Origin of the sequence: Paenibacillus harenae (genome assembly GCF_030812415.1) — a bacterium.
Classification (GTDB): Bacteria; Bacillota; Bacilli; order Paenibacillales; family Paenibacillaceae; genus Pristimantibacillus; species Pristimantibacillus harenae_A.
Map to the genome: position 1 here is coordinate 462811 of NZ_JAUSST010000003.1, position 19629 is coordinate 482439.

The 19629-nt window shown below is 54.0% G+C and carries 19 protein-coding genes; 15 read left to right on the forward strand and 4 right to left on the reverse strand.

The genetic code is table 11. From position 1 onward, the window contains the following. The first annotated feature begins 96 nt into the window (after window positions 1–96). Entirely contained in the window at window positions 97–903 is an 807-nt protein-coding gene (locus J2T14_RS12170; RefSeq protein WP_307471094.1) for an HAD-IIA family hydrolase, read from the forward strand. Next, complete coding sequence (locus J2T14_RS12175) at window positions 900–2057, forward strand: sn-glycerol-1-phosphate dehydrogenase (protein WP_307471095.1); 1158 nt, start codon at window positions 900–902, stop codon at window positions 2055–2057. Before J2T14_RS12170 ends, J2T14_RS12175 begins: the two co-directional genes overlap by 4 nt. A gap of 324 nt (window positions 2058–2381) precedes the next feature. Here J2T14_RS12175 and J2T14_RS12180 read toward each other — a convergent pair whose 3' ends face one another. After that, entirely contained in the window at window positions 2382–3626 is a 1245-nt protein-coding gene (locus tag J2T14_RS12180; RefSeq protein WP_307471097.1) for a hypothetical protein, read from the reverse strand. Between the two features lie 143 nt (window positions 3627–3769). Between J2T14_RS12180 and J2T14_RS12185 the strand changes: the two genes are divergently transcribed. The 8 genes from J2T14_RS12185 (at window position 3770) to J2T14_RS12220 (ending at window position 14404) form a co-directional block, all read left to right on the forward strand. Beyond that, window positions 3770–4735, forward strand: coding sequence for a VanW family protein (locus J2T14_RS12185; protein WP_307471099.1), 966 nt, complete (start codon window positions 3770–3772; stop codon window positions 4733–4735). Between the two features lie 180 nt (window positions 4736–4915). After that, the gene (locus tag J2T14_RS12190; RefSeq protein WP_307471101.1) at window positions 4916–5920 is read left to right on the forward strand and encodes a LacI family DNA-binding transcriptional regulator; all 1005 of its coding nucleotides are present in this window, start codon (window positions 4916–4918) and stop codon (window positions 5918–5920) included. A gap of 97 nt (window positions 5921–6017) precedes the next feature. Next, entirely contained in the window at window positions 6018–6989 is a 972-nt protein-coding gene (locus J2T14_RS12195; RefSeq protein WP_307471104.1) for an ABC transporter permease, read from the forward strand. Window positions 6990–7004: 15 nt separating this feature from the next. After that, entirely contained in the window at window positions 7005–7901 is an 897-nt protein-coding gene (locus J2T14_RS12200; protein ID WP_307471106.1) for a carbohydrate ABC transporter permease, read from the forward strand. A 103-nt stretch (window positions 7902–8004) separates the two neighbouring features. Further along, on the forward strand, window positions 8005–9609 hold the full coding sequence (locus tag J2T14_RS12205; RefSeq protein WP_307471109.1) for an ABC transporter substrate-binding protein: 1605 nt from the start codon (window positions 8005–8007) through the stop codon (window positions 9607–9609). Between the two features lie 70 nt (window positions 9610–9679). Then, on the forward strand, window positions 9680–11203 hold the full coding sequence (locus J2T14_RS12210; protein WP_307471111.1) for a glycoside hydrolase family 32 protein: 1524 nt from the start codon (window positions 9680–9682) through the stop codon (window positions 11201–11203). A 17-nt stretch (window positions 11204–11220) separates the two neighbouring features. Continuing rightward, window positions 11221–13491 carry a GH32 C-terminal domain-containing protein gene (locus J2T14_RS12215; protein ID WP_307471113.1) on the forward strand — a complete coding sequence of 757 codons (2271 nt, stop codon included), beginning with the start codon at window positions 11221–11223 and terminating at the stop codon, window positions 13489–13491. 31 nt (window positions 13492–13522) lie between these two features. Next, a complete protein-coding gene (locus J2T14_RS12220; protein ID WP_307471115.1) occupies window positions 13523–14404 on the forward strand; it encodes an ROK family protein in 882 nt (293 codons plus the stop codon). Window positions 14405–14414: 10 nt separating this feature from the next. On the opposite strand, the gene J2T14_RS12225 is transcribed toward J2T14_RS12220, so the two are convergent. After that, the gene (locus tag J2T14_RS12225; protein ID WP_307471117.1) at window positions 14415–15218 is read right to left on the reverse strand and encodes a helix-turn-helix domain-containing protein; all 804 of its coding nucleotides are present in this window, start codon (window positions 15216–15218) and stop codon (window positions 14415–14417) included. A 174-nt stretch (window positions 15219–15392) separates the two neighbouring features. On the opposite strand from J2T14_RS12225, the gene J2T14_RS12230 reads away from it, so the two are divergent. From J2T14_RS12230 to J2T14_RS12240, 3 genes are all read left to right on the forward strand, one after another. Beyond that, complete coding sequence (locus J2T14_RS12230) at window positions 15393–16202, forward strand: phytanoyl-CoA dioxygenase family protein (protein ID WP_307471119.1); 810 nt, start codon at window positions 15393–15395, stop codon at window positions 16200–16202. Next, window positions 16171–17064, forward strand: a complete 894-nt coding sequence (locus J2T14_RS12235) for a sugar phosphate isomerase/epimerase family protein (RefSeq protein WP_307471121.1) — start codon at window positions 16171–16173, stop codon at window positions 17062–17064. Before J2T14_RS12230 ends, J2T14_RS12235 begins: the two co-directional genes overlap by 32 nt. Before the next feature lie 295 nt (window positions 17065–17359). Next, a complete protein-coding gene (locus J2T14_RS12240) occupies window positions 17360–17647 on the forward strand; it encodes a HesB/YadR/YfhF family protein (RefSeq protein WP_307202702.1) in 288 nt (95 codons plus the stop codon). 84 nt (window positions 17648–17731) lie between these two features. Here the strand turns inward: J2T14_RS12240 and J2T14_RS12245 are convergent, their stop codons facing one another. Beyond that, window positions 17732–18142 (reverse strand): hypothetical protein, encoded by a 411-nt coding sequence (locus J2T14_RS12245; protein WP_307471123.1) that lies wholly within the window; start codon window positions 18140–18142, stop codon window positions 17732–17734. A 240-nt stretch (window positions 18143–18382) separates the two neighbouring features. Here J2T14_RS12245 and ssuE point away from each other — a divergent pair, with 240 nt between their 5' ends. Together ssuE and J2T14_RS12255 are read left to right on the forward strand one after the other, a co-directional pair. Further along, window positions 18383–18946 carry an NADPH-dependent FMN reductase gene (ssuE, locus tag J2T14_RS12250; protein ID WP_307471126.1) on the forward strand — a complete coding sequence of 188 codons (564 nt, stop codon included), beginning with the start codon at window positions 18383–18385 and terminating at the stop codon, window positions 18944–18946. Between the two features lie 28 nt (window positions 18947–18974). Continuing rightward, window positions 18975–19268 (forward strand): 4a-hydroxytetrahydrobiopterin dehydratase, encoded by a 294-nt coding sequence (locus J2T14_RS12255; protein ID WP_307471128.1) that lies wholly within the window; start codon window positions 18975–18977, stop codon window positions 19266–19268. Between the two features lie 61 nt (window positions 19269–19329). On the opposite strand, the gene J2T14_RS12260 is transcribed toward J2T14_RS12255, so the two are convergent. Continuing rightward, complete coding sequence (locus tag J2T14_RS12260; protein WP_307202695.1) at window positions 19330–19455, reverse strand: DUF6254 family protein; 126 nt, start codon at window positions 19453–19455, stop codon at window positions 19330–19332. Between the last annotated feature and the right edge of the window lie 174 nt (window positions 19456–19629).

Genomic DNA, 19629 nt, shown 5'->3' on the forward strand with positions numbered 1-19629 from the left:
AATGAAAACGGCGATAATCGAACACAATCGTTGACATATAGTGATAAACGGCGAGACAATAGAAGCAGGATAAAGCGAGGGAGGAAGCCTGGACTTATGCTGCTTGAACATATAGATGGGTTCATAATCGACCTGGACGGTACGGTGTACAGAGGCGTTGAGGCGATTGACGGAGCGAAGGAAACGATTGATGCCTTGCGGAAGCGGAATCTGCCGGTCGTTTTTCTAAGCAATCGCGGGAATATATCGCGGGCGATGTGCGTAGTGAGACTTGGCCGTATCGGGATTGACGTAAGGCCCGAGCAAATATTGCTTACCTCGACCGTAACGGGGCAATATTTGCGGAAGCATGCGCCGGAGGCGAAAGTGTGGACGCTCGGCGACCGGGGCTTGCGGGAGGAACTGGCCGAGCAAGGCGTGACGTTGGCCATGCATCCGGAGGAAGCGGATAAGCTCGTGATAACGCTGCATGAGAATTTAACGTATTCCGAGCTGAACGATGCATTCCGTGCGGCGCGAAGCGGTGCGGAGATTATTGCAACGAACGAGGATAAGTCGTTCCCGGGCGAGAATGGCGAATCGATTGATGTAGCCGGCATGATTGGAGCGATCGTTGCAACGACCGGTCAGCAGGTTCAAGTGGTCATCGGCAAACCATCCCAAATCATGGCGGATGCGGCTCTTCATGCACTAGGCTTATCGCCGGAGCGTTGCCTCGTTATCGGCGACAGCATCGCCTCGGACATTGCGCTCGGAAAGCGTGCAGGCATGCGGACGGCGCTTGTGCTGAGCGGCTCGTCAACAAGAGAGCATGGAGAGAATGCGGTTGACAGACCGGATTATATTTGGGATTCATTAGCCGATTTGCTGATCGAGCTGGAGAGGGAGGAGCTGAGCGCATGAGTTTGAACGAGATTAGGAAAGCGGCGGCACGGATCGTGGGCTTCGATCCGAAGACGCTGGACATGGGTCCAGTCGTATTGGAGGCAGGCGCCCTGCGGCAGGTTGCTCCATATTTGAAGGAACGCGGTTATAAACAAGTGTCGATCGTTGCGGACGAAACGACTTACGAAGTTGCCGGGAGACGACTGTATGATGCAATCGCCACCGAAGGCATCTCGGCGCATGTCACGAAGATCACGCCGAACAAGCAAGGCGACGTCATCGCCGACGAAGCATCCGTCGTGCAGCTGATGCTGGATGCGAAGGCGAAGAAGGCGGAGGTCATCGTTGCTGTCGGCTCTGGGACGCTTCATGATATTGCCAGGTTTACGGCCTATACAATCGGCATTCCGTTCCTATCAGTGCCGACTGCTCCGTCGGTCGACGGCTTCAATCCCAAAGGCGCCCCGCTCATTATTCGCGGAGACAAGCAGACGATACAGACGATCCGACCGGAAGCGATCTTCGCCGACTTGGACGTTCTCGTTGAAGCGCCGCCTGCGCTCGTCGCCGCGGGCTTTGGCGATATGCTCGGCAAGTATACGTCGCTGTTCGACTGGAAGTTCGGCAGCATAACGTCGGGAGAAGTGTACGAGCAAGTGGTTGCGGATATTACGATGAAGGCGCTGCTCGATTGCGTGGCGCATGTCGATGAGATTGCGGAGCGCAAGGAAGAAGGCATTCGTCTGCTTACGGCAGCGTTGCTGGACTCGGGCTTCGCGATGCTCGTGTTCGGGCAATCGCATTCGGCCTCCGGCGCGGAGCATCATCTCTCCCACTTCTGGGAAACGACGTTCCTGCGCGAGGACAGGAGGCAGATCCTGCACGGAGCGAAGGTTGGCGTTGCATGCGCGGAAATATCGGCGTATTATCGTACGATTATTGGCGATGTATCGGCTAAGCTTCCTGCAGAGCAGCAAGATGCGGTTAAGCTAGAGCTGGCGAAGGTGCCGGACGAGGCAGAAATCCGTCGCTTGTTAACCAAGGTAGGCGGCCCCTCGCAGCCATCCGATCTTGGCATCGACAGCGAGCTGCTTGCCGCCGGTCTGCGCGAAGCGCACCGCATTCGCCCGAACCGCTCCACGATGTTGAAGTTTTACAACGATAATCGATAAGCGCCACAAACAAGAAGCGAGCGGATGTCCGCTCGCTTCTTTGCATTTGACTAAACCAACCTGTTCATTCGCAGTCCCCTACGATGCGAACCTCAATAGAATCGTTTTGCGAAGCTAATTTTGTATTGCCTATTTAGTTCGACGAAAGGCAATCGAACCACACTTCCCTCCGAGCTTCGCCATATTAGTTCGAAAAAAATCGAACGATCGTGCGATCCCCCGATATCGGACGAACAGCTCTCCGCACCCGTTATTGAGTAATCCCCGCCCCTATGTTGGGTTACAGCGAAGATCCATTATAGGTGATTGGATGGTAAGGTACAGTTAATTAGTGTTAGTAATACCAACCAGCCTCCATGGGGAAACCTCGGTGGCGCGCTGAAACGAAAAGTTGTAAAAGACGTTTCGCTCGGGCACGTTCCGCATCACGATGGTAATCGGCAGAGTCACGGTTGCGGACAAGCTGCTATCATCTTCGGAGTCGATTTTGCCGTTTCCTATGCTTATGCCGCCGTTATCGCTTCCGTTTCCTTTCTCGGATGCCTTACGTTCGCTCCCTTCATTCTTCTTGCGATGCGGTTCTTTGACGGACACAAGCGCATCCATCGTTAGAATCCACTTCACGACTTCCTCTTCGGGCATCCCTTTAGTTAACTGCCTCAGCATATGCTCATCCTGATGGTTCATGACGACAACGAAAAGTTTGGCGAGCGAAGCGGGGGAAGCGGCATCGAACAACGGTTCAAGCTTTCCTCCTGCCTTGTGCACCATGAGCTGATGCGCCAAGTCCGGATATTCCGACTTATGCGTGCTGCTGCCGAGGAAGTGGATGCAGAAGTGGCCCGAGAAGCCGTTCTCCGGGATGCCGTCTCCGCCATGAGGCATGCCGTTCATCGACGCGGCAATCCAACCCTTCTCCGATTGGACGAGGATGGCCTTGCGCTTCCAGCTCCAGCTGCCGCCGTAGATTTGCTTCATCGTTGCCGTGTCCGCTTTCGTTAGCGGCTGCACGTCGGCATGGTCGCTGCCGGCGCGGCGCTGCACGCGGAAGGACAATCCCGATTCCAGGTCGGTTACGTTGAAAATGCTCTTATTGGGGAGGGTCTGTTTCACCGTTTCCCATGAGGACATACTACCGTAATGCTGCTTGCGCAGCCCTTCAACCAGACGCAGCAGCATGCCAGACGACTTGTCCGGCAACAATAGCCTTTCGTGCGAGTCCTCGTTCCATAGATCGCCCGTTGCCTCCAGCCGATAATGTACCAGCTTGTCGTCCTTCTGCAGCTCTACTTCGACATCGGGCAAAATTTCGGCGGTTTCCGTCCGTTCCTTCTTTGCAAGCTTTAATGCTTTGGCCAATTGGGGGCCGCTCATATCGAGCTTGCTCTCCAAAGCCGCATGTCTGCTGGCTCGTACCGCGATCGACAAGGTGGCTGCCGGTTGCGGCTTTTTACCGGCATTCCCTTGCGCGCGCACGATGCTTCCAACGTTAGTCCCTACAACAGTCGCAGCCATCACGGCCGCTGTCGTCATTATAATTGCCATATGCAATGCGATCCTTCGTTCCATCGTGCAACCTCCGCTCCATATTATGCATGTCCGTTTTAGATTTTGCTACGCGGACTACATTTATGTGACGGCGACCTTTGTATGATTCGATGTTTTTTGAATCATACTATGTCGGATAAATGGCAATAAGGGGGAACACGCTTTTGTTGTACAATATTGCATTATCTATTCTGCTTCTTATTCAACCTGCAGAAGCTTTAACGGCGGCGGTAGACGCCGATGCCGTCAAAGATCGGCAGCCTTCCCTGACTATCCAGTATAAAGGGCAATCATTAAAGGAGGCGAGAAGCTCGGAGTATACGTATCCTTTGCCCGGCGTTCCGATTGTAAACGAACCAAAGCTAGACGGTCTTATGGATGAAGTGGATAAACGTACGTATATGCCGCCGGTAGACGCGACGCTCGACGGGGGTGGCGGAATCATCCCGGAGAGAACAGGATACAGGCTTGACCGAAGCAAGTTTCAAGAGCAATTTTACGGCTACATATTCGAAGGTGGAAGCTCCGCCTTGGAAGTCCCTATGAAGCCGGTATACCCCCGAGTGGACAGCGAGCTGATGTCCTCGATTCGGGTGAAACGAATTGGACTATATACGACATACTACAACAGCCGAAATAAAAACCGTTCGCATAACATTCAACTCGCGGCCAAAGCGATCAACAACCGCGTCGTATTCCCGAACGAAACTTTTTCGTTCAACGAAACCGTCGGCAAGCGTACGGAAGCCAAAGGATATATGCGCGCGCCCGTCATTGTAAGGGGAGAAGTCTCCGAAGGGATAGGCGGCGGCATATGCCAAATCTCGTCCACCTTGTTCAACGCGGCAGACCGCGCAGGGCTGCAAATCGTGAACCGTTACTCGCATAGCCGCCATGTCCCCTACGTGCCGCCGGGCCGAGATGCAACCGTAAGCTGGCACGGCCCGGACTTCGTATTCAAAAACAAATACAACGAGCCGATCCTCATCAGGGCGTATGCGCAAAATGGAACGGCCAGCATTATGATCTACTCAGCGGATACGGTGAACGAAAAGCCTCGCGAAGTGCCGAGCGCGTCCAAGAAGCTGCCAGAGGAAATCAAAACCGAGATGAAAACGGTCGGACGGTAATAGCAGGACGATAAAAAAGTGAAATCATCAACTAGGTTGTTCCGAAAAAGCCGCGTATGAAACACGCGTGCTCAAGGGACAACCTTTTTCATTTTTAGTATTGACGCCTCGTTATGAAAACGCTTATAATTCAGTTAAACGATTACGTAAACGATTACCTAAAGGAACGAGGACTTACCGATGAGCATTAAGGAAGTGGCCAAACGAGCCAACGTATCTACCGCCACCGTATCTCATGTGATCAACGGAACCCGTTACGTCGCGAACGAGACGAAGATGAGAGTGCTGGAGGTCATGAAGGAGCTGAAGTACCAGCCGAACAGCGTCGCGCGAAGTCTGCGCAGCAAGCAGTCGAAGATTATCGGGCTGATGGTGCCGATTCTGCCTAACGATACGGCGAGCTTCTTCTTCATGTCTATCGCTCAAGGAATTGAAAGCGTTCTTACGGAAAAGGGCTATAGCCTGATCCTCAGCAATACGAAGGATGATAGCGCTATGGAGCAAGCGCAGGTGAAGATGTTCAACTCCCAATTGATCGACGGGTTGATCATGGCGCCGACGTACGAGGAGCATGCCTACTTGGATACGTTGAGGACCGGCGATTATCCGGTCGTCTTCATCGACCGCAAGCCCACGGAAGCGCAAGGCGACTGCGTATTGACCGAAGGAGCGAGAGGCGCTTACGAGGCGGTTGCCCATCTAATCGGCAAAGGGCACGAGCGGATCGGCTTTATAACCGGCTCGCTTGGCTTGACGACTAGCGATGAACGTTTGGCCGGGTATAAGCAGGCTTTGGCGGATAACGGAGTGCCGATAGAGGAACAACTTATACAGGTAGCGGATTCCACCAATTCGAGCTTTGACAGCGGATATAGGCTGACGCAGAAGCTTATTACGAATCATCATATTACGGCTCTGTTCGTGGCGAACAACGTGATGACGATGGGCGCGCTGCACTATTTGCAGGAAAATAACATTGCAGTGCCTGACGATATCGCGATCATCGGCTTCGATGATTACGAATGGGCCAGAGTAACGAGACCGGCGTTGTCCATGGTCAAACAGCCCTCGTTCGAGCTTGGAGAGGCCGCGGCGAATATTTTGCTGGAGCGGATCGAGAATCCCGACGCGGAATACAAGGAAGTCAGGCTGCCGACCGAGCTGATTATTAGAGGTTCTTCTTAAATCTAGAAGAGCCTCCCCTGGAAAAGGTAAAAGCTATAGATATTACGTAATCGTTTACGTAAACGATTACGCGAGAAAGGAAAGGGGCAAATAACCGATGAAGAAATCCAATAACGCCGCCGCCGCTCCATCGCAAGGCATCATTCGTCCAACTGCCATATCTCGTAACCGATTATGGCCGAAGATCCGGCAAAACTATGAGCTATACTTATTTATTTTGCCGGCGGTCTTATTGTATCTCGTATTCAAGTATTACCCGATGTACGGCGTTCAAATCGCTTTCAAAGATTTTCGCGCGAGCAAAGGCATCTGGGGCAGCGAATGGGTAGGTTTAGAGCATTTCCAGCGGTTTTTCGAGGCGTACAACTTCTGGCCGATTATGGAAAACACGCTTCTCCTGAGCGTATACTCGCTCGTATTCAGCTTTCCGGTGCCGATCCTCGTCGCGTTGATGCTGAATCAGATGATGGCTAAGCGGTACAAGAAGTTCGTGCAAACGGTCATCTATGCGCCGCATTTTATATCTACCGTCGTGCTGATCGGCATGCTGAACGTCTTCTTATCTCCGAACAGCGGGCTCGTCAACCACGTCATCGCTTTCTTTGGCGGTGATCCGATCCTGTTCATGGCCGACGAAGGATGGTTCCGGCCGCTGTACGTGCTGTCAGGCATTTGGCAGGAGACCGGCTTCGCAACGATTATTTATTTGGCGGCGCTGGCGGGCGTTAATCCCGAGCTTCATGAAGCGGCGATCATGGACGGGGCGAGCAAGTGGAAACGGGTGAAGCACGTCGACATCCCGAGCATTTTGCCGACGATCATCATTCTGATGGTGCTTGCAGTCGGCAACATCATGAGCATCGGCTTCGAGAAAGCGTATCTGATGCAAAGCGATCTGAACTATGGGACCTCGAACATTATTCCGACTTACGTGTACGAGCTCGGTATTCAGAAGGCGCAGTACAGCTTCTCCGCCGCGATCGGACTGTTCAATTCCATCATCAACGTCGTGCTGCTTGTAACGGTGAACCGCTTAGCCAAGAGGCTGACGGAAACGAGCTTATGGTAAGGAGGCTAACGAGTCATGAATGCTCTGTTTAGAAGAAAGTCAAAAGGCGACCTAACATTCGATATCGCCAATTATACGCTGCTAACGATCGGGATGCTGCTGATCCTCTATCCGCTCTATTTCGTGTTCATCGCATCGTTCAGCGACCCCAATATGATTTATTCCGGCGAAATCTGGCTGCTGCCCAAAGGGCTGACGCTGGACGGCTACGAGCGGATCTTCGCCGATGCGACGATATGGATCGGATACGGCAATTCATTGTTGTATGCCGTCGTCGGCACGGTTATTAGCGTGACGGTCACGCTGCTGGCGGCTTATCCGCTCGCCCGCAGGGATTTTATCGGCAGAGGGTTGTTTATGTGGTTCTTCATGTTCACGATGTTTTTCGGCGGGGGCCTTATTCCGACCTACTTGCTCATCAAGGATTTGAACATGATCAACACGATCTGGGCGCTCGTTATTCCGGGTGCGGGAAGCGTGTTCAACATCATTATCGTGCGCACATTTTTCCAGAGCACTATTCCCGACGAAATGCGGGAGGCGGCCTTCATCGACGGCTGTACGAATACGCGCTTTTTCTTCAGTATGGTCATCCAGCTGTCGAAGCCGATCATTGCGGTTATGGTGCTTTATCACGTCGTCGGCTTCTGGAACGGCTTCTTCGACGCCATGATTTATTTGAACGAGGAATCGAAGTATCCGCTTCAACTCGTCCTGCGCAATATTCTTGTGCAAAATCAGGTGAACTCCAGCATGATGATCGACGTGGAATCGTATGCCGCCAAGCTTCGAGTCACCGAGTTGATCAAATACGGCGTCATCATCATCGCAAGCCTTCCGCTGCTGATCTTGTACCCGTTCCTGCAGCGATATTTCGTCAAAGGGGTCATGATCGGCTCCATCAAGGGCTAATGTCCTTGTCCAACCGATTGTCGCCGTGCTCCGTATTTCCGCGGATCGGACCCGGTTGATAATAGATAAAAAAAAGCGTTAATCCAAAGGGAGGATCTCAACAATGAAAAAAGCAGGGTCGATTGCCCTTAGCGTCATGCTGAGCGCCGGGTTGCTGCTCTCCGCTTGCGGGGGCAACAATGAGAACAACGACAAAGAAGCGCCAAGTGCAGAGATCAACAAAGAAGGGCTGCCGATCGTGAATGAGAAAGTAACGTTGTCGATCGTGTCGCCGAAGGCTCAGCTCGCTCCGGAATATAGTGAGATGGAAATTTTCAAACGGCTTGAAACCGACACGAACGTCCATATTGAATGGAACAATATTCCGGATACCGACTATGGCGAGAAGAAAAACTTGCTGCTGGCAAGCGGCGATCTGCCGGATGCGTTCTACGCTTCGCAATTTTCCGATTATGAGCTTATTACTTACGGAGAAGACGGCACCATCATTCCGCTCGAGGAGCTGATCGACGAGTACGCTCCGAATTTGAAAAAACTGCTTGAAGAAAGACCGGACGTCAAAGCAGCCATCACGGCTCCGAACGGGCATATCTACGGCTTGCCGACTTGGGAGGAGAACGAGCTCGGTACGAACCCGTTCTTCCACGCCATTAATACGGAATGGCTGAACAAGCTGAATCTGAAATTCCCGGAAACGCTTGACGAGTATACGGAAGCGCTTGTTGCTTTCAAGACGCTCGATCCGAACGGCAACGGCAAGGCGGACGAAGTGCCGCTCAGCTTCATGCATATGCAATGGTGCATGGATATCGGCGGGCTGTTCGGAGCCTTCGGCATGCCGGACAATCTGGAGCATCGCATCGTGCGCGACGGCAAAGTGATCTTCACGGCTACGCAGCCGCAGTACAAGGATGCGCTGACTTATTTCAACGAGAAATGGTATAAACAAGGACTTATCGATCCGGAATCGTTCACGCAGGACGCTCCGCAATATTTGGCCAAAGGCAAGACGCCGGAGCCGACGCTCGGCTCCTATGTATGGTGGGAAATCGAGGAGGTCGTCGGTACGGAGCAATCGAAAAACTACGCGCTCGTTCCGCCTCTAACCGGTCCTAACGGCGACAAAACGATCGGCCGCGGCAACGGCGGCGGACCGGGACGCAACGCATTCGTCATTACGAAGGAAAACGAGAATCCGGAAGTGACGATGCGCTGGATCGATCAGCAGTATGAGCCGTACATGGCGGCGCAAATTCACTGGGGACCGATCGGCATTATTTACGAGAAGGATGCCAGCGGCAAGCTGGTCAACCTCCCTCTTGAGGTAGGCGTATCGATGGGCGAATTCCGCCAGAAGGTCGCTCCTAACGGCGCGGGCGTCATTACGAAGGACCACTTCAAGACGATCGTCGACATGGAACCGCGCGCGCAGCAGCGGAAGAAGGATCTGGAGCAATACTACGAGCCGTTCATGGAAAAGGAAAACTATCCGACGATTTTCTTCGAGCCGGAAGAGCTTGATACGATCAACCAAATCGAACCGGAGCTGATAAAATACGTCAACACGCAAAGAGCGAAGTTTATCGTCGACGGCGTAACGGATGCGGAATGGGACGGCTATGTGAAGAAGGTCGAGGACATGGGTCTTAGCAAGCTGATGACGATCTACCAAACGGCGCTGGACAGATATAAAGAAGCTCAAAAATAATAGGGACTGACTGAAGACGGAGCATTTGGATCCGAATGTTCCGTCGACGTCATTAGGGAGAGAGAACCGAATGAAGCAAACGCAAACGTATAACCACCCTTTACGGCCTCAATTTCATTTTACGCCCGAGACCCATTGGTTGAACGATCCGAACGGCATGGTGTATTTCGATGGCGAGTATCATTTGTTCTATCAGCATCACCCGGGGAGCACGGTGTGGGGACCGATGCACTGGGGTCATGCGATAAGCCGCGATCTTGTTCGCTGGGAGCATCTGCCGATCGCGCTTTATCCCGATCATAACGGCTTTATTTTCTCCGGGAGCGCAGTCGTGGATTGGCAGGACACGAGCGGGTTTTTTGACGGCGGCGCAGGACTTGTCGCGATCTATACGCAAACGGAGATGATAGAAGGCACGGACGAATCGAAGCAGCGCCAAAGCATCGCCTACAGCCGGGATAACGGCCGAACTTGGACGCCGTATGCAGGCAATCCCGTACTGACGGACGAGAGCTATCCCGACTTCCGCGATCCGAAAGTATTCTGGCACGAGGCATCGAAGCGATGGGTCATGGTGCTGGCGGCAGGAGATCGGTTATTCCTCTACACATCCGCCGATTTGTTGGACTGGACGTTCGCAAGCGAATTCGGCGCTGCCGAAGGGTCGCATGACGGCGTCTGGGAATGCCCCGATCTGTTCGCCTTGCCGGTCGATGGCGTGAATGGCAGCGAGAAGTGGGTGATGATCGTAAGCATCGGCGACAACGAGCAGATGCCCGAAGGTTCCCGCACGCAATATTTCATCGGGGAATTCGACGGCAAAACTTTCGTGAACGACAATGCGCCGGATACGATTCTATGGATGGATCACGGCCGCGACAACTATGCAGGCGTGACGTGGTCGGATGCGCCGGGCAATGGCGATGATCGTCTGCTGATCGGCTGGATGAACAATTGGAAATATGCGAACCTCATTCCGACCGTCGAATGGCGCGGCGCGATGACCTTGCCTCGCAAGCTGTCGCTGGAGCATCGGGCAGGAGGGATTCGCCTGATCCAGCACACGCCGGATGCGCTAAACGAACTTCGTCTTGGCGGAACCGAATGGAGTGATTTAACGGTACAACCGGGCGACAACCTGCCGCTTGCGGAGCAAGGCGAACTGCTTGAGCTGGCTGTGGAATTCGAGCTAGGAGCGGCAAGCGAATTTGGGTTCAAGCTCAAATCCGGCATGCACAATGACGAAGAATATGAAACGATCGTTGGCTACGATGCATCGGCCGGCGAGTTGTTTATCGATAGATCGAGAGCGGGCGAGTCGGCGTTTCATCCTCAGTTCGCATGCAAGCATGGCGCGCCGCTTGGGGCATCGAACGGGCGAATCATGCTGCGCATGTGGGTTGACCGGTCGTCGCTCGAGCTGTTCGCTGACGATGGCGCACTCGTAATGACCGACCAGCTGTTCCCTCATGCCGGCAACGATCGTATCGAGCTTTATGCGGTAGGCGGAAGTGTACGCGTTGTGACGCTGCAGCTCTATCCGCTGCAATCCGTCTATGCCGAGTCCATGATCAAAGAGACGGTAGGAAAATAGGCAGAGGGGGAGCAATAATGGTTCAAAAGGAAGATAAGGCCGCGCTGGATGGCGATATGATCGCCTATTGGCCGCTTGACGAGGCTGACGGGATAACGGCGCTGGATATCGTCAGCGGACGGCAAGACGATATCGCTTATGCGCTACTGGATGCGAGGTTCACGGAAGCTGCGAATCCGAAGCGCGTCCAAGGCATTCGCGGCAGCGCCTTGCTGTTCGACGGCTATTCGACCTGGATCAGCCGTCCGGCGGATGACGTCGATCAGCCGCTGGACGCGCTAACGATTATGGCTTGGGTAGCTCCGCGCTCTTACGAGTGGGGAGAGGATCGGCGACTCTCGGCGATCGTGAACCGGCATGACCGGGAAGCGAAAGAAGGCTTTATACTCGGCATGTACCGGCATGGCTCATGGTCTTTCCAGCTTGGCATCGAAGGGCGCTGGGTCGAGCTGTGGTGCGAGGATCAGCCTCTTGAGAAGGGCAAGTGGTCGCATGTGGCGGCTACCTTCGACAGGAAGGAATCAATGATGAGGCTATATCTGAACGGCGTTCAGGTAGCCGCTCATCCTACGCCGGCGAATGCGCCGATTACAGCTTGCGGGAGCGATCTGCTGATCGGCCGGAACAATCAGGCCAAGGTGCTGGCGGAAGCGTTCCGCCATCATCTATTCGGCGGGCTAATGGACGAGGTGAAGCTGTACCGCCGCGCCTTGACGGCTGAGGAGATCGCTTCGGATGTCGAGCAGGATCTTGCGCCTTACGGCGGGATCATACCGGCAATCGCGGAAGCGGATATTTTTCTCGACCGCGCACCGCTGCGGAAGGATCGGCATCGCCCTCAGTACCATGCGAGTCCGCCGGCGCATTGGATGAACGAGCCGCATGCCCCGATTTATTTTGAAGGCAAATATCATCTTTTCTATCAGCATAATCCGCAAGGACCATATTGGGCGCAAATTCATTGGGGCCATTGGGTGAGCGGCGATATGGTGCATTGGCGGGACTTGCCGGTCGCTCTTGCGCCTGAGAAGGGCGCGGTCGATCCCGATGGCGTCTGGTCGGGAAGCGCCGCTTATGACGAGAACGGCGTGCCGGCGCTATTCTTCACGGCGGGCGACGACAGCGCGTCCCCTAATCAGCGGGTCGGATTGGCCCGCAGCACGTTTCTGCAGGACGGCGACAGCGACCTAGCGAAGTGGGTGAAGCATCCTCTCCCCTTAATCGTGCAGGAGAAGGGACAGGGCATGTTCGGCGACTTCCGCGATCCGTTCGTATGGAAGGAAGGCGAGCTATGGTATCTGTTAATCGGCTCGGGCACGGACGGCCGAGGAGGAACGGCGTTGGCCTACACGTCGCGCAATATGACGGATTGGTCATATAAGGGCGAGTTCTGCACGGCGGATCCGTCCGTCTATCCGTATCTAGGCAATATGTGGGAGCTGCCCGTGCTGCTGCCGCTGGGCAACAATAGCGAAGGCATTGAGAAGCATGTATTTCTCATCAGTCCTCTTGGACCGGGGGCAGATGTAGAAGTGTTCTATTGGATCGGGACATTCGACCGCGAGGCGTTTCGTTTCAAACCCGATCACGAAGAGCCGCAGCTCATCGATGTCGGCGACTTCCATTTTACGGGGCCAAGCGGCATGGTCGATCCGAGGACGGGGCGCAATATCGTGTTCACGATCGCGCAGGGCGAACGAACGCCGCAGGCGGATTATGATTCGGGCTGGGCGCATAATGCAGGCTTGCCGGTCAGCTTGTCGCTACGGAAGGACGGACAGCTTGGCATTGAGCCGATCGAGGAGCTGCAGTCGCTGCGCTGCGATCATCTGGTATCGTTAACGAACGTGACGATTGCAGAGGTCAATGAGCGGCTAGCCAATGTAAAGGGCGATATGTTAGAAGTTGTCTTCGAGCTCGAAGAGGCGGTCGAGGAACGTATAGGGCTTCACGTTAGGCGATCGCCGAATGGGGAAGAAGAAACGCTTATTTACTATAATAGGAAGGATGCTGAGTTCGGCGTGGATCGTACGAAGACGACGCTCGATCCCGAAGCTCGCTCGAGGGGCGTGCAGAGCGGACGGTTGGAGCTGGCGGAAGAAGCGCTGCGTCTCCGGGTTTACTTGGACCGTTCAATGATCGAGGCTTACGCGAACGGACGGAAAAGCCTGACGACGAGGGCGTACCCGAGCCGAGTGGATGCGCTTGGCTTGCAGCTATCGGGCAAACCTTCCATAATAATAAAGTCGATTGATATTTGGAAGATGTCGTCCGTATACGAAACTTAACGACATCATGATATGAAGGAGAGATTAGGTTATGCGAATAGGTGCGATAGAAGCGGGCGGAACGAAGTTCGTCTGCGGAATAGGCGACGAGAATGGCGCCGTCTCGGATCGAATCAGCTTTCCGACCGGGCAGCCGGAGGAGACGCTTGCACAGGCGATTGCTTATTTTAACGACAAGGGCGTGGAGGCAATCGGCGTCGGAAGCTTCGGGCCGCTCAACCTTGATCCACGCAGCGCGCAGTACGGCTGCGTGACGACGACGCCGAAGCCGAGTTGGTCGGGGTTCGACTTTCTCGGCGCGCTGCGAGCGAAATTCGACGTGCCGCTTGGCTGGGACACGGACGTTAATGCGGCTGCCTACGGCGAGGCCAAGTGGGGAGCGGCAAGAGGACTCGACAGCTGCGTCTATTACACGATCGGGACAGGCATCGGCGTCGGCGTCTATGCCGAGGGTAAGCCGGTTCACGGTCTCGTTCATCCAGAGGGCGGCCATATATTGACCCGTCGCCATGGGGATGACCGCTTCGAGGGCTGCTGCCCTTATCACGGCGATTGCCTGGAAGGAATGGCGGCCGGTCCGGCCATCGAGAAGCGCTGGGGCGTGAAAGGAAGCGAGCTGCCGGAGGGCCATGAGGCGTGGGCGATGGAGGCCTATTACATCGGGCAGTCCCTGACCTCCACGATTCTACTTCTCTCACCCGAGAAAATTATACTCGGAGGCGGCGTCATGCATCAGCGGCAGCTGTTTCCGCTCATTCGCGCCGAGGTGCAGCGGAATTTGAACGGGTATGTGAGCGCGGAGCCGCTGCTTAGCGGTATCGAGGGCTATATCGTCCCGCCGGGCCTTGGAGACAATGCAGGATTATCCGGTGCGCTCGCGCTAGGATTGAAAGCGTTGAATCAGGCGAATTAAGGAATGCCGTTCATCGTCTTTCCTTGCGGTAGCCGCTTGGGCTAACCGCCTGCCACTTGCGGAACTGATTAATAAAATGATTGTAGTTCTGATAGCCGACGTCGTACGCGATGTCGGCTAAGCTTCTATCCGTATGCTCCAACAGCAGCGCGGCTTGGCGGGTTCGCATTTGGTTCAGCGTATCGATGATCGATAATCCGGTGCTCTCTTTGAAAAGATGGGACAGCCGCGATGGAGAGAGCTGAACCGCTGCCGCCAGCTCATCGATCTTAATCGGCTCGCGCATGCCTTGCGAGATGCGATTCAACGTCTCCTCCACGCGGCTGTCGAAATGCTGCTTCCGTCTGCGTGCGAGCAGGATGAGAACCTCGCTAAGAGATGCCAAGCAAAGCTCGTTCCAATAGCTGCTGCGTTCCCTGGAATCCGTTAAAACTCGCGAGAACGCCCGATAAATCCGCTTTCGTGCGGAATCCCCCGCAACCGTTTCGTTAAACAGCTTAACTTCCGGCAGCAGATTCGCCTGTATCGCATGATCGGGAAAATGCGCCCACATAAAGTGCCAGCGCATGCCCTTTGCCGTACCGTATCGATGAGGCGTTCCCGGTCTCAAGACAGTGACATCGCCTGGCTTGCAGCTGATTTCCTCTCCGGGAATATGGAAGTACCCTTCACCCCCAAGCGTATACGTAATTAGCCAATCGCCCATGCCGGCAGGACGGACGGCCGCATAGGTATCCGGCTCGTCGAAATGGCCGGACAACACGATGCCCGCAGCAGAGCCGTTGTACTCGGCTGGAACATTTAATTTACGCATGGCAGCCTTCATCTCCCTAAGCTTAGAAATCGATATGCATAGCATAACGCCGTTTGCACGGAAAAACTAGTCGGATAGCAGAATTGTGTGAGAAGTGAGCATCATTGTTACTTCAACGCCGAGCTCCTATTTCCTATACTGAAAGCATCACAGGAAACGATGGAGGGGTACACAATGAGCGCAGCTTTACGGGCATTAACTCAGGAGCAAAAACAGTTTTTCGAGGAGCAAGGCTATCTGATTGTAAAAGGCTTGTTTAAGCCGGAGGAGCTTGCCGAGATCGAGACGACCTTCGAGGATATTAGCCATCAGACGATCCCGGGATATTTCGAGCCTAAGCTGAATGCCGAAGTAACAGATCCGTTGACCCGTTATCCGCGCGTCATGCATCCGCATCGGTTCAACGAGACGGCCAAGCGTTATATGCTGCACGAGCCCGTGCTGGCGATATTGGCGGACTTGTACGGTGCGGAAGCTTACGCCGCGCAAAGCATGTTCTACTACAAGCCGCCGGGCTCGCGGGGGCAAGCGCTGCATCAGGATAATTTCTACCTGCAGGTTGAACCCGGAAACTGTATTGCGGCTTGGACAGCAGTCGATGCAGCGGACGAGGAGAATGGAGGCTTGCTCGTCGTTCCGAAGACGAATGAATACGAAATCGTATGTCCTGACATCGCCGACTCCAAGGAGTCGTTCACGACGCATTACGTGAAGCCGCCGAAGGAAGGGAAAGCAATGCCGGCCGTTATGGGCAAAGGAGATGTGCTGTTCTTCAATGGCAACCTCATCCATGGCTCATACCGCAACAAGTCGAAGGATCGTTTCCGCCGCGCGTTCATTTGCCATTATGCGAACCAATCGGCTACGAAGATTTCCCACTACTACAAGCCTTTGTACCGCGCCGACGGATCGGAGGTTATTTTGGAGGACAATACGGATGGGGGTCCTTGCGGTGTTGAATTCGAGAACGTCTACCCGCACTGATTGGGAGAAGCCAACGCTAGCCGTTCATATGTCTTGGTGGGGGATGAGCGGTCTGGGCGAAGGGGGACGAGAATGGACGCTTGAAGAGAGGTTCGGGAAGATCGCCGAGGCTGGCTTCGACGGCATTGACGGCTTCATCCCCGCGCCTGAAGAAGAGGCGGAGTGGCGCAGGCTGCTTGCCAAGTACGATCTAGCGCTCAGCGTCAACGCTTATCCGAAGACGGCGGCCGATTTGGAACGGTTTTTGCAGCAGGTTCGCGCTTACGATGGCGACGTATCGTTCATCAACGCGCAAGTGATGACGCCGTTCTTGATCGACGAGCCTGCCGTATCGCTGCTGGGGGAGCTGAAGCGTCTCGAAGAGAAGCACGCCCTTCCCGTCCATATCGAAACGCATCGCGGTACGATTACGCAAGACCTGATCCGCACGGTGGGTTATGTCCGGCGTTTAGGCGGGCTGCCGCTTACGATCGATTTTTCCCACTATGTCGTCGCCGGAGAGCTTCATACGATCTCCGGTGAGGCGGAGGAGCTGCTCGGGGAGCTGCTTGTCCATACCGCGGGCATTCATGCGCGCGTCTCGAACGGCGAGCAGGTGCAGGTGAGCATCGGCGACGAAGGCGAGCATCCGATGGTACCGCATTATAAGCGCTGGTGGAAGGATGGCATGAAGCACTGGCTGCAGACGCGGAACAAGCAGGCTGCCGCGCTGACGGCCGTGTGCGAGCTGGGCCCGGCCGGTTATGCGATAACAATCGACGAGTATGCGGGACGAACGCGGGAAATAAGCGACCGATGGCAGCAATCGCTGCTGCTCAAGGATATATTGCGTCAAGCCTGGTCGGAGGCGTTAAGCGAATAGCGGTAGTTGGTAGAACTGTCCCGTGGCGATGAAGCTGCGAGACGGTTCTTTTTTGTTTTTTTAAAAAATAGGAGGAGAAAAAAATTATGGCAAGCTTGAAGCCAAATCGCGGCCTCCAGCGTTTAATGTAGTACTAAGCGATTATGTCCATTCTTGCGCAAGCGGAAGCCGAGGATTGACAGGACGGCGTTAATTCGCAATGATGGATGATAATAGATCGATAACATCATCAATAAACGAATAGAAGAACGATATCCATGCAATCCGGATTGAACACGATAAGGAGCTGACAACGATGAATATTGTAGTGGAGCAGCCGGCGGCAAGCTGGTACAAAAGCGAGATGGGATTGTCGGACGGCGATCATGTACGCATATTCGTACGGTTAGGCGGGTGCGGAAGCGTGCATCCCGGGCTGTCGCTTGGCATCACGAAGGAGACTCCGCAGAAGCTCGGACTTTCGCATACGGTAGACGGCGTAACCTTCTATATGGAAGAGGATAACCTTTGGTATTTGGACAACAAGGAGCTTCGGATTTCGTTCAACGAGAAGTTCGAGGAAATCGTGATGAGAGTGCAGTAATCGTGAGGATGCTAAGACAAAAACCTCCGCATCAGCCCACTGCTTGGAGCAGTTGGCTGATGCGGAGGTTTTTCAGTTGCTTTTTTACATGCAATTTTCTTCTACGGTCACTTTGTCCGGCTTAATCGTAACCTTCGAGTAGCCTGACAACGACTCGGTATAGGAGCAGACGCCTTGCTCCTTCGTTTCGCCGCCGGCATTCTTGTATTTAATATAAATGCCGCCTTCGCCAGCTAAGCTGAGCTTGGGTTTAAATATGATTTTTTCTCCGTTTCTGATCGTTTGTTCGAATTGCTGCTTGGAGTCGCCGTTCACGATGCCTGCTTCGATCACGATAATGTCGTCGCTCGTTTGATTGCTTACCGTTACCGCGAACGGCAGGAATTGCCGGATCAGACCGCTATTGCTCTTTAATACGGAATAACCCGAGTAAATAGCAAGCCCAAGCACAATTGCCGAGCTGAGTAAAATGATCTTTTTCGTTCGCCGTGTCACTTTGTTCCATCCTCTCTCACTGCATGTCCGTATTCGCAACCGATAATGAAGACGAGCAGGAGCGGGAATTAGTTGCGCTTCGTACCCAATTCATACCAATTCAATCGTTGGGAGTCCTTATCCGATTAATTCATATAATTCATATCTATTTAATTGGGTTTATGTGCGCCGAATGCATTTACTTCCAATTGAAATATGTTAAAATGTTAACAAAATACGAACCATGCGGAGGAATTATTCATGAGTAAAATAGCGGTCATATCCGGCAGCCCGACGTCTAACTCGCGTCTATACGGGTTAGTTGAATACGTAGAAGCAAAGCTCACGGCGGAAGGTCATGAGGTTACTCGCATTAACGTAGCCGACTTGCCGGCAGAAGCGCTGGTGAAGGCGCAATTCGGCAACGAGGAGCTGCAGCGCGCCACGGCTCTGGTTAACGATGCGGACGGCGTTGTGATCGCAAGCCCCGTCTATAAGGCCTCGTTCACTGGCCTGCTCAAGACGTTTCTGGATTTGCTGCCGCAAACCGGGCTGAAAGACAAAATCTCCTACCCGCTATTCGTCGGCGGTACGATTGCCCATTTGCTAAGCATCGACTACGCGCTCAAGCCGGTTATTGCAGCGCTTGGCGGACGGGTCGTACTAGGCGGCGTATATGCCATCGACCCTTGGATCGAGCGTCTTGAAGGCGGCGGCTATGGGTTGTCCGAAGAACTAATTGAACGGCTTGACCGCTCGACGGACGAGTTCCTTGAAGAGCTTCATTGGCAGACTGTCCGTGCCGAGAGCCGCCCGAATCAATAAGGGACAAAGCGTCGGGAGGCGATAAGCGATGGCTGCTGCGAAATTATCGGAAGAGCAGGTTGCACTGCTGTTAGCGGAAAGACCGGCGTGGAAGCTGACGGACGGGAAGTGGATCGTTCGCAAGTACCGCTTCCAAACGTATCTGAAAGGCATTTCGTTCGTCAATCGGGTAGCCGAGGCGGCGGAGAAGCTCAATCATCATCCGTTCATCGTTATCGAATACAAGCTCGTTACACTGAAGCTGACGTCATGGCATGCAGGCGGTCTAACCGAGCTTGATTTCACCGCAGCTGCCGCGTTCGATGCCGCTTTAGAACGTTAAAAACAGGGGAAGGGCAATTGCTGACGTCTAAGCAGACGATAACAATTGCCCTTCTGCGTGGTTACTTGCCGCTTTCGTTTTCGCTTTCCTTGCTAAGCTCTTCTAGCGATTTGATCTTGCCGTGCGGCTGCTGCGTTTGCTTGCGCTGGTTCCAGGCGTTCTCGCGGCGATTTTTCGATGATGTCATGGCTGCGTCTCACCCTCCTTCCAAGGACTAGTGTGTCGCCGCATCGGCATAATTATTGCTTTGCCCTCCGATAGGCGTTAGCGTCGTTTGCAATTTACATGGAAAAACTGCCGATATTCTCAGGAATATAAAGCATTATATGGAGTCAGCTGGAGAAACTAAAAAGGGCGCCCC

Bases quoted from the DNA above. Each gene is read 5' to 3' on its own strand.
- J2T14_RS12195 (WP_307471104.1), top strand. From the start codon at position 6,018: ATGAAGAAATCCAATAACGCCGCCGCCGCTCCATCGCAAGGCATCATT.
- J2T14_RS12220 (WP_307471115.1), top strand. From the start codon at position 13,523: ATGCGAATAGGTGCGATAGAAGCGGGCGGAACGAAGTTCGTCTGCGGA.
- J2T14_RS12215 (WP_307471113.1), top strand. From the start codon at position 11,221: ATGGTTCAAAAGGAAGATAAGGCCGCGCTGGATGGCGATATGATCGCC.
- J2T14_RS12240 (WP_307202702.1), top strand. From the start codon at position 17,360: ATGAATATTGTAGTGGAGCAGCCGGCGGCAAGCTGGTACAAAAGCGAG.
- ssuE (WP_307471126.1), top strand. From the start codon at position 18,383: ATGAGTAAAATAGCGGTCATATCCGGCAGCCCGACGTCTAACTCGCGT.
- J2T14_RS12205 (WP_307471109.1), top strand. From the start codon at position 8,005: ATGAAAAAAGCAGGGTCGATTGCCCTTAGCGTCATGCTGAGCGCCGGG.
- J2T14_RS12260 (WP_307202695.1), bottom strand. From the start codon at position 19,455: ATGACATCATCGAAAAATCGCCGCGAGAACGCCTGGAACCAGCGCAAG.
- J2T14_RS12180 (WP_307471097.1), bottom strand. From the start codon at position 3,626: ATGGAACGAAGGATCGCATTGCATATGGCAATTATAATGACGACAGCG.
- J2T14_RS12225 (WP_307471117.1), bottom strand. From the start codon at position 15,218: ATGCGTAAATTAAATGTTCCAGCCGAGTACAACGGCTCTGCTGCGGGC.
- J2T14_RS12255 (WP_307471128.1), top strand. From the start codon at position 18,975: ATGGCTGCTGCGAAATTATCGGAAGAGCAGGTTGCACTGCTGTTAGCG.
- J2T14_RS12230 (WP_307471119.1), top strand. From the start codon at position 15,393: ATGAGCGCAGCTTTACGGGCATTAACTCAGGAGCAAAAACAGTTTTTC.
- J2T14_RS12175 (WP_307471095.1), top strand. From the start codon at position 900: ATGAGTTTGAACGAGATTAGGAAAGCGGCGGCACGGATCGTGGGCTTC.
- J2T14_RS12190 (WP_307471101.1), top strand. From the start codon at position 4,916: ATGAGCATTAAGGAAGTGGCCAAACGAGCCAACGTATCTACCGCCACC.
- J2T14_RS12210 (WP_307471111.1), top strand. From the start codon at position 9,680: ATGAAGCAAACGCAAACGTATAACCACCCTTTACGGCCTCAATTTCAT.
- J2T14_RS12170 (WP_307471094.1), top strand. From the start codon at position 97: ATGCTGCTTGAACATATAGATGGGTTCATAATCGACCTGGACGGTACG.
- J2T14_RS12200 (WP_307471106.1), top strand. From the start codon at position 7,005: ATGAATGCTCTGTTTAGAAGAAAGTCAAAAGGCGACCTAACATTCGAT.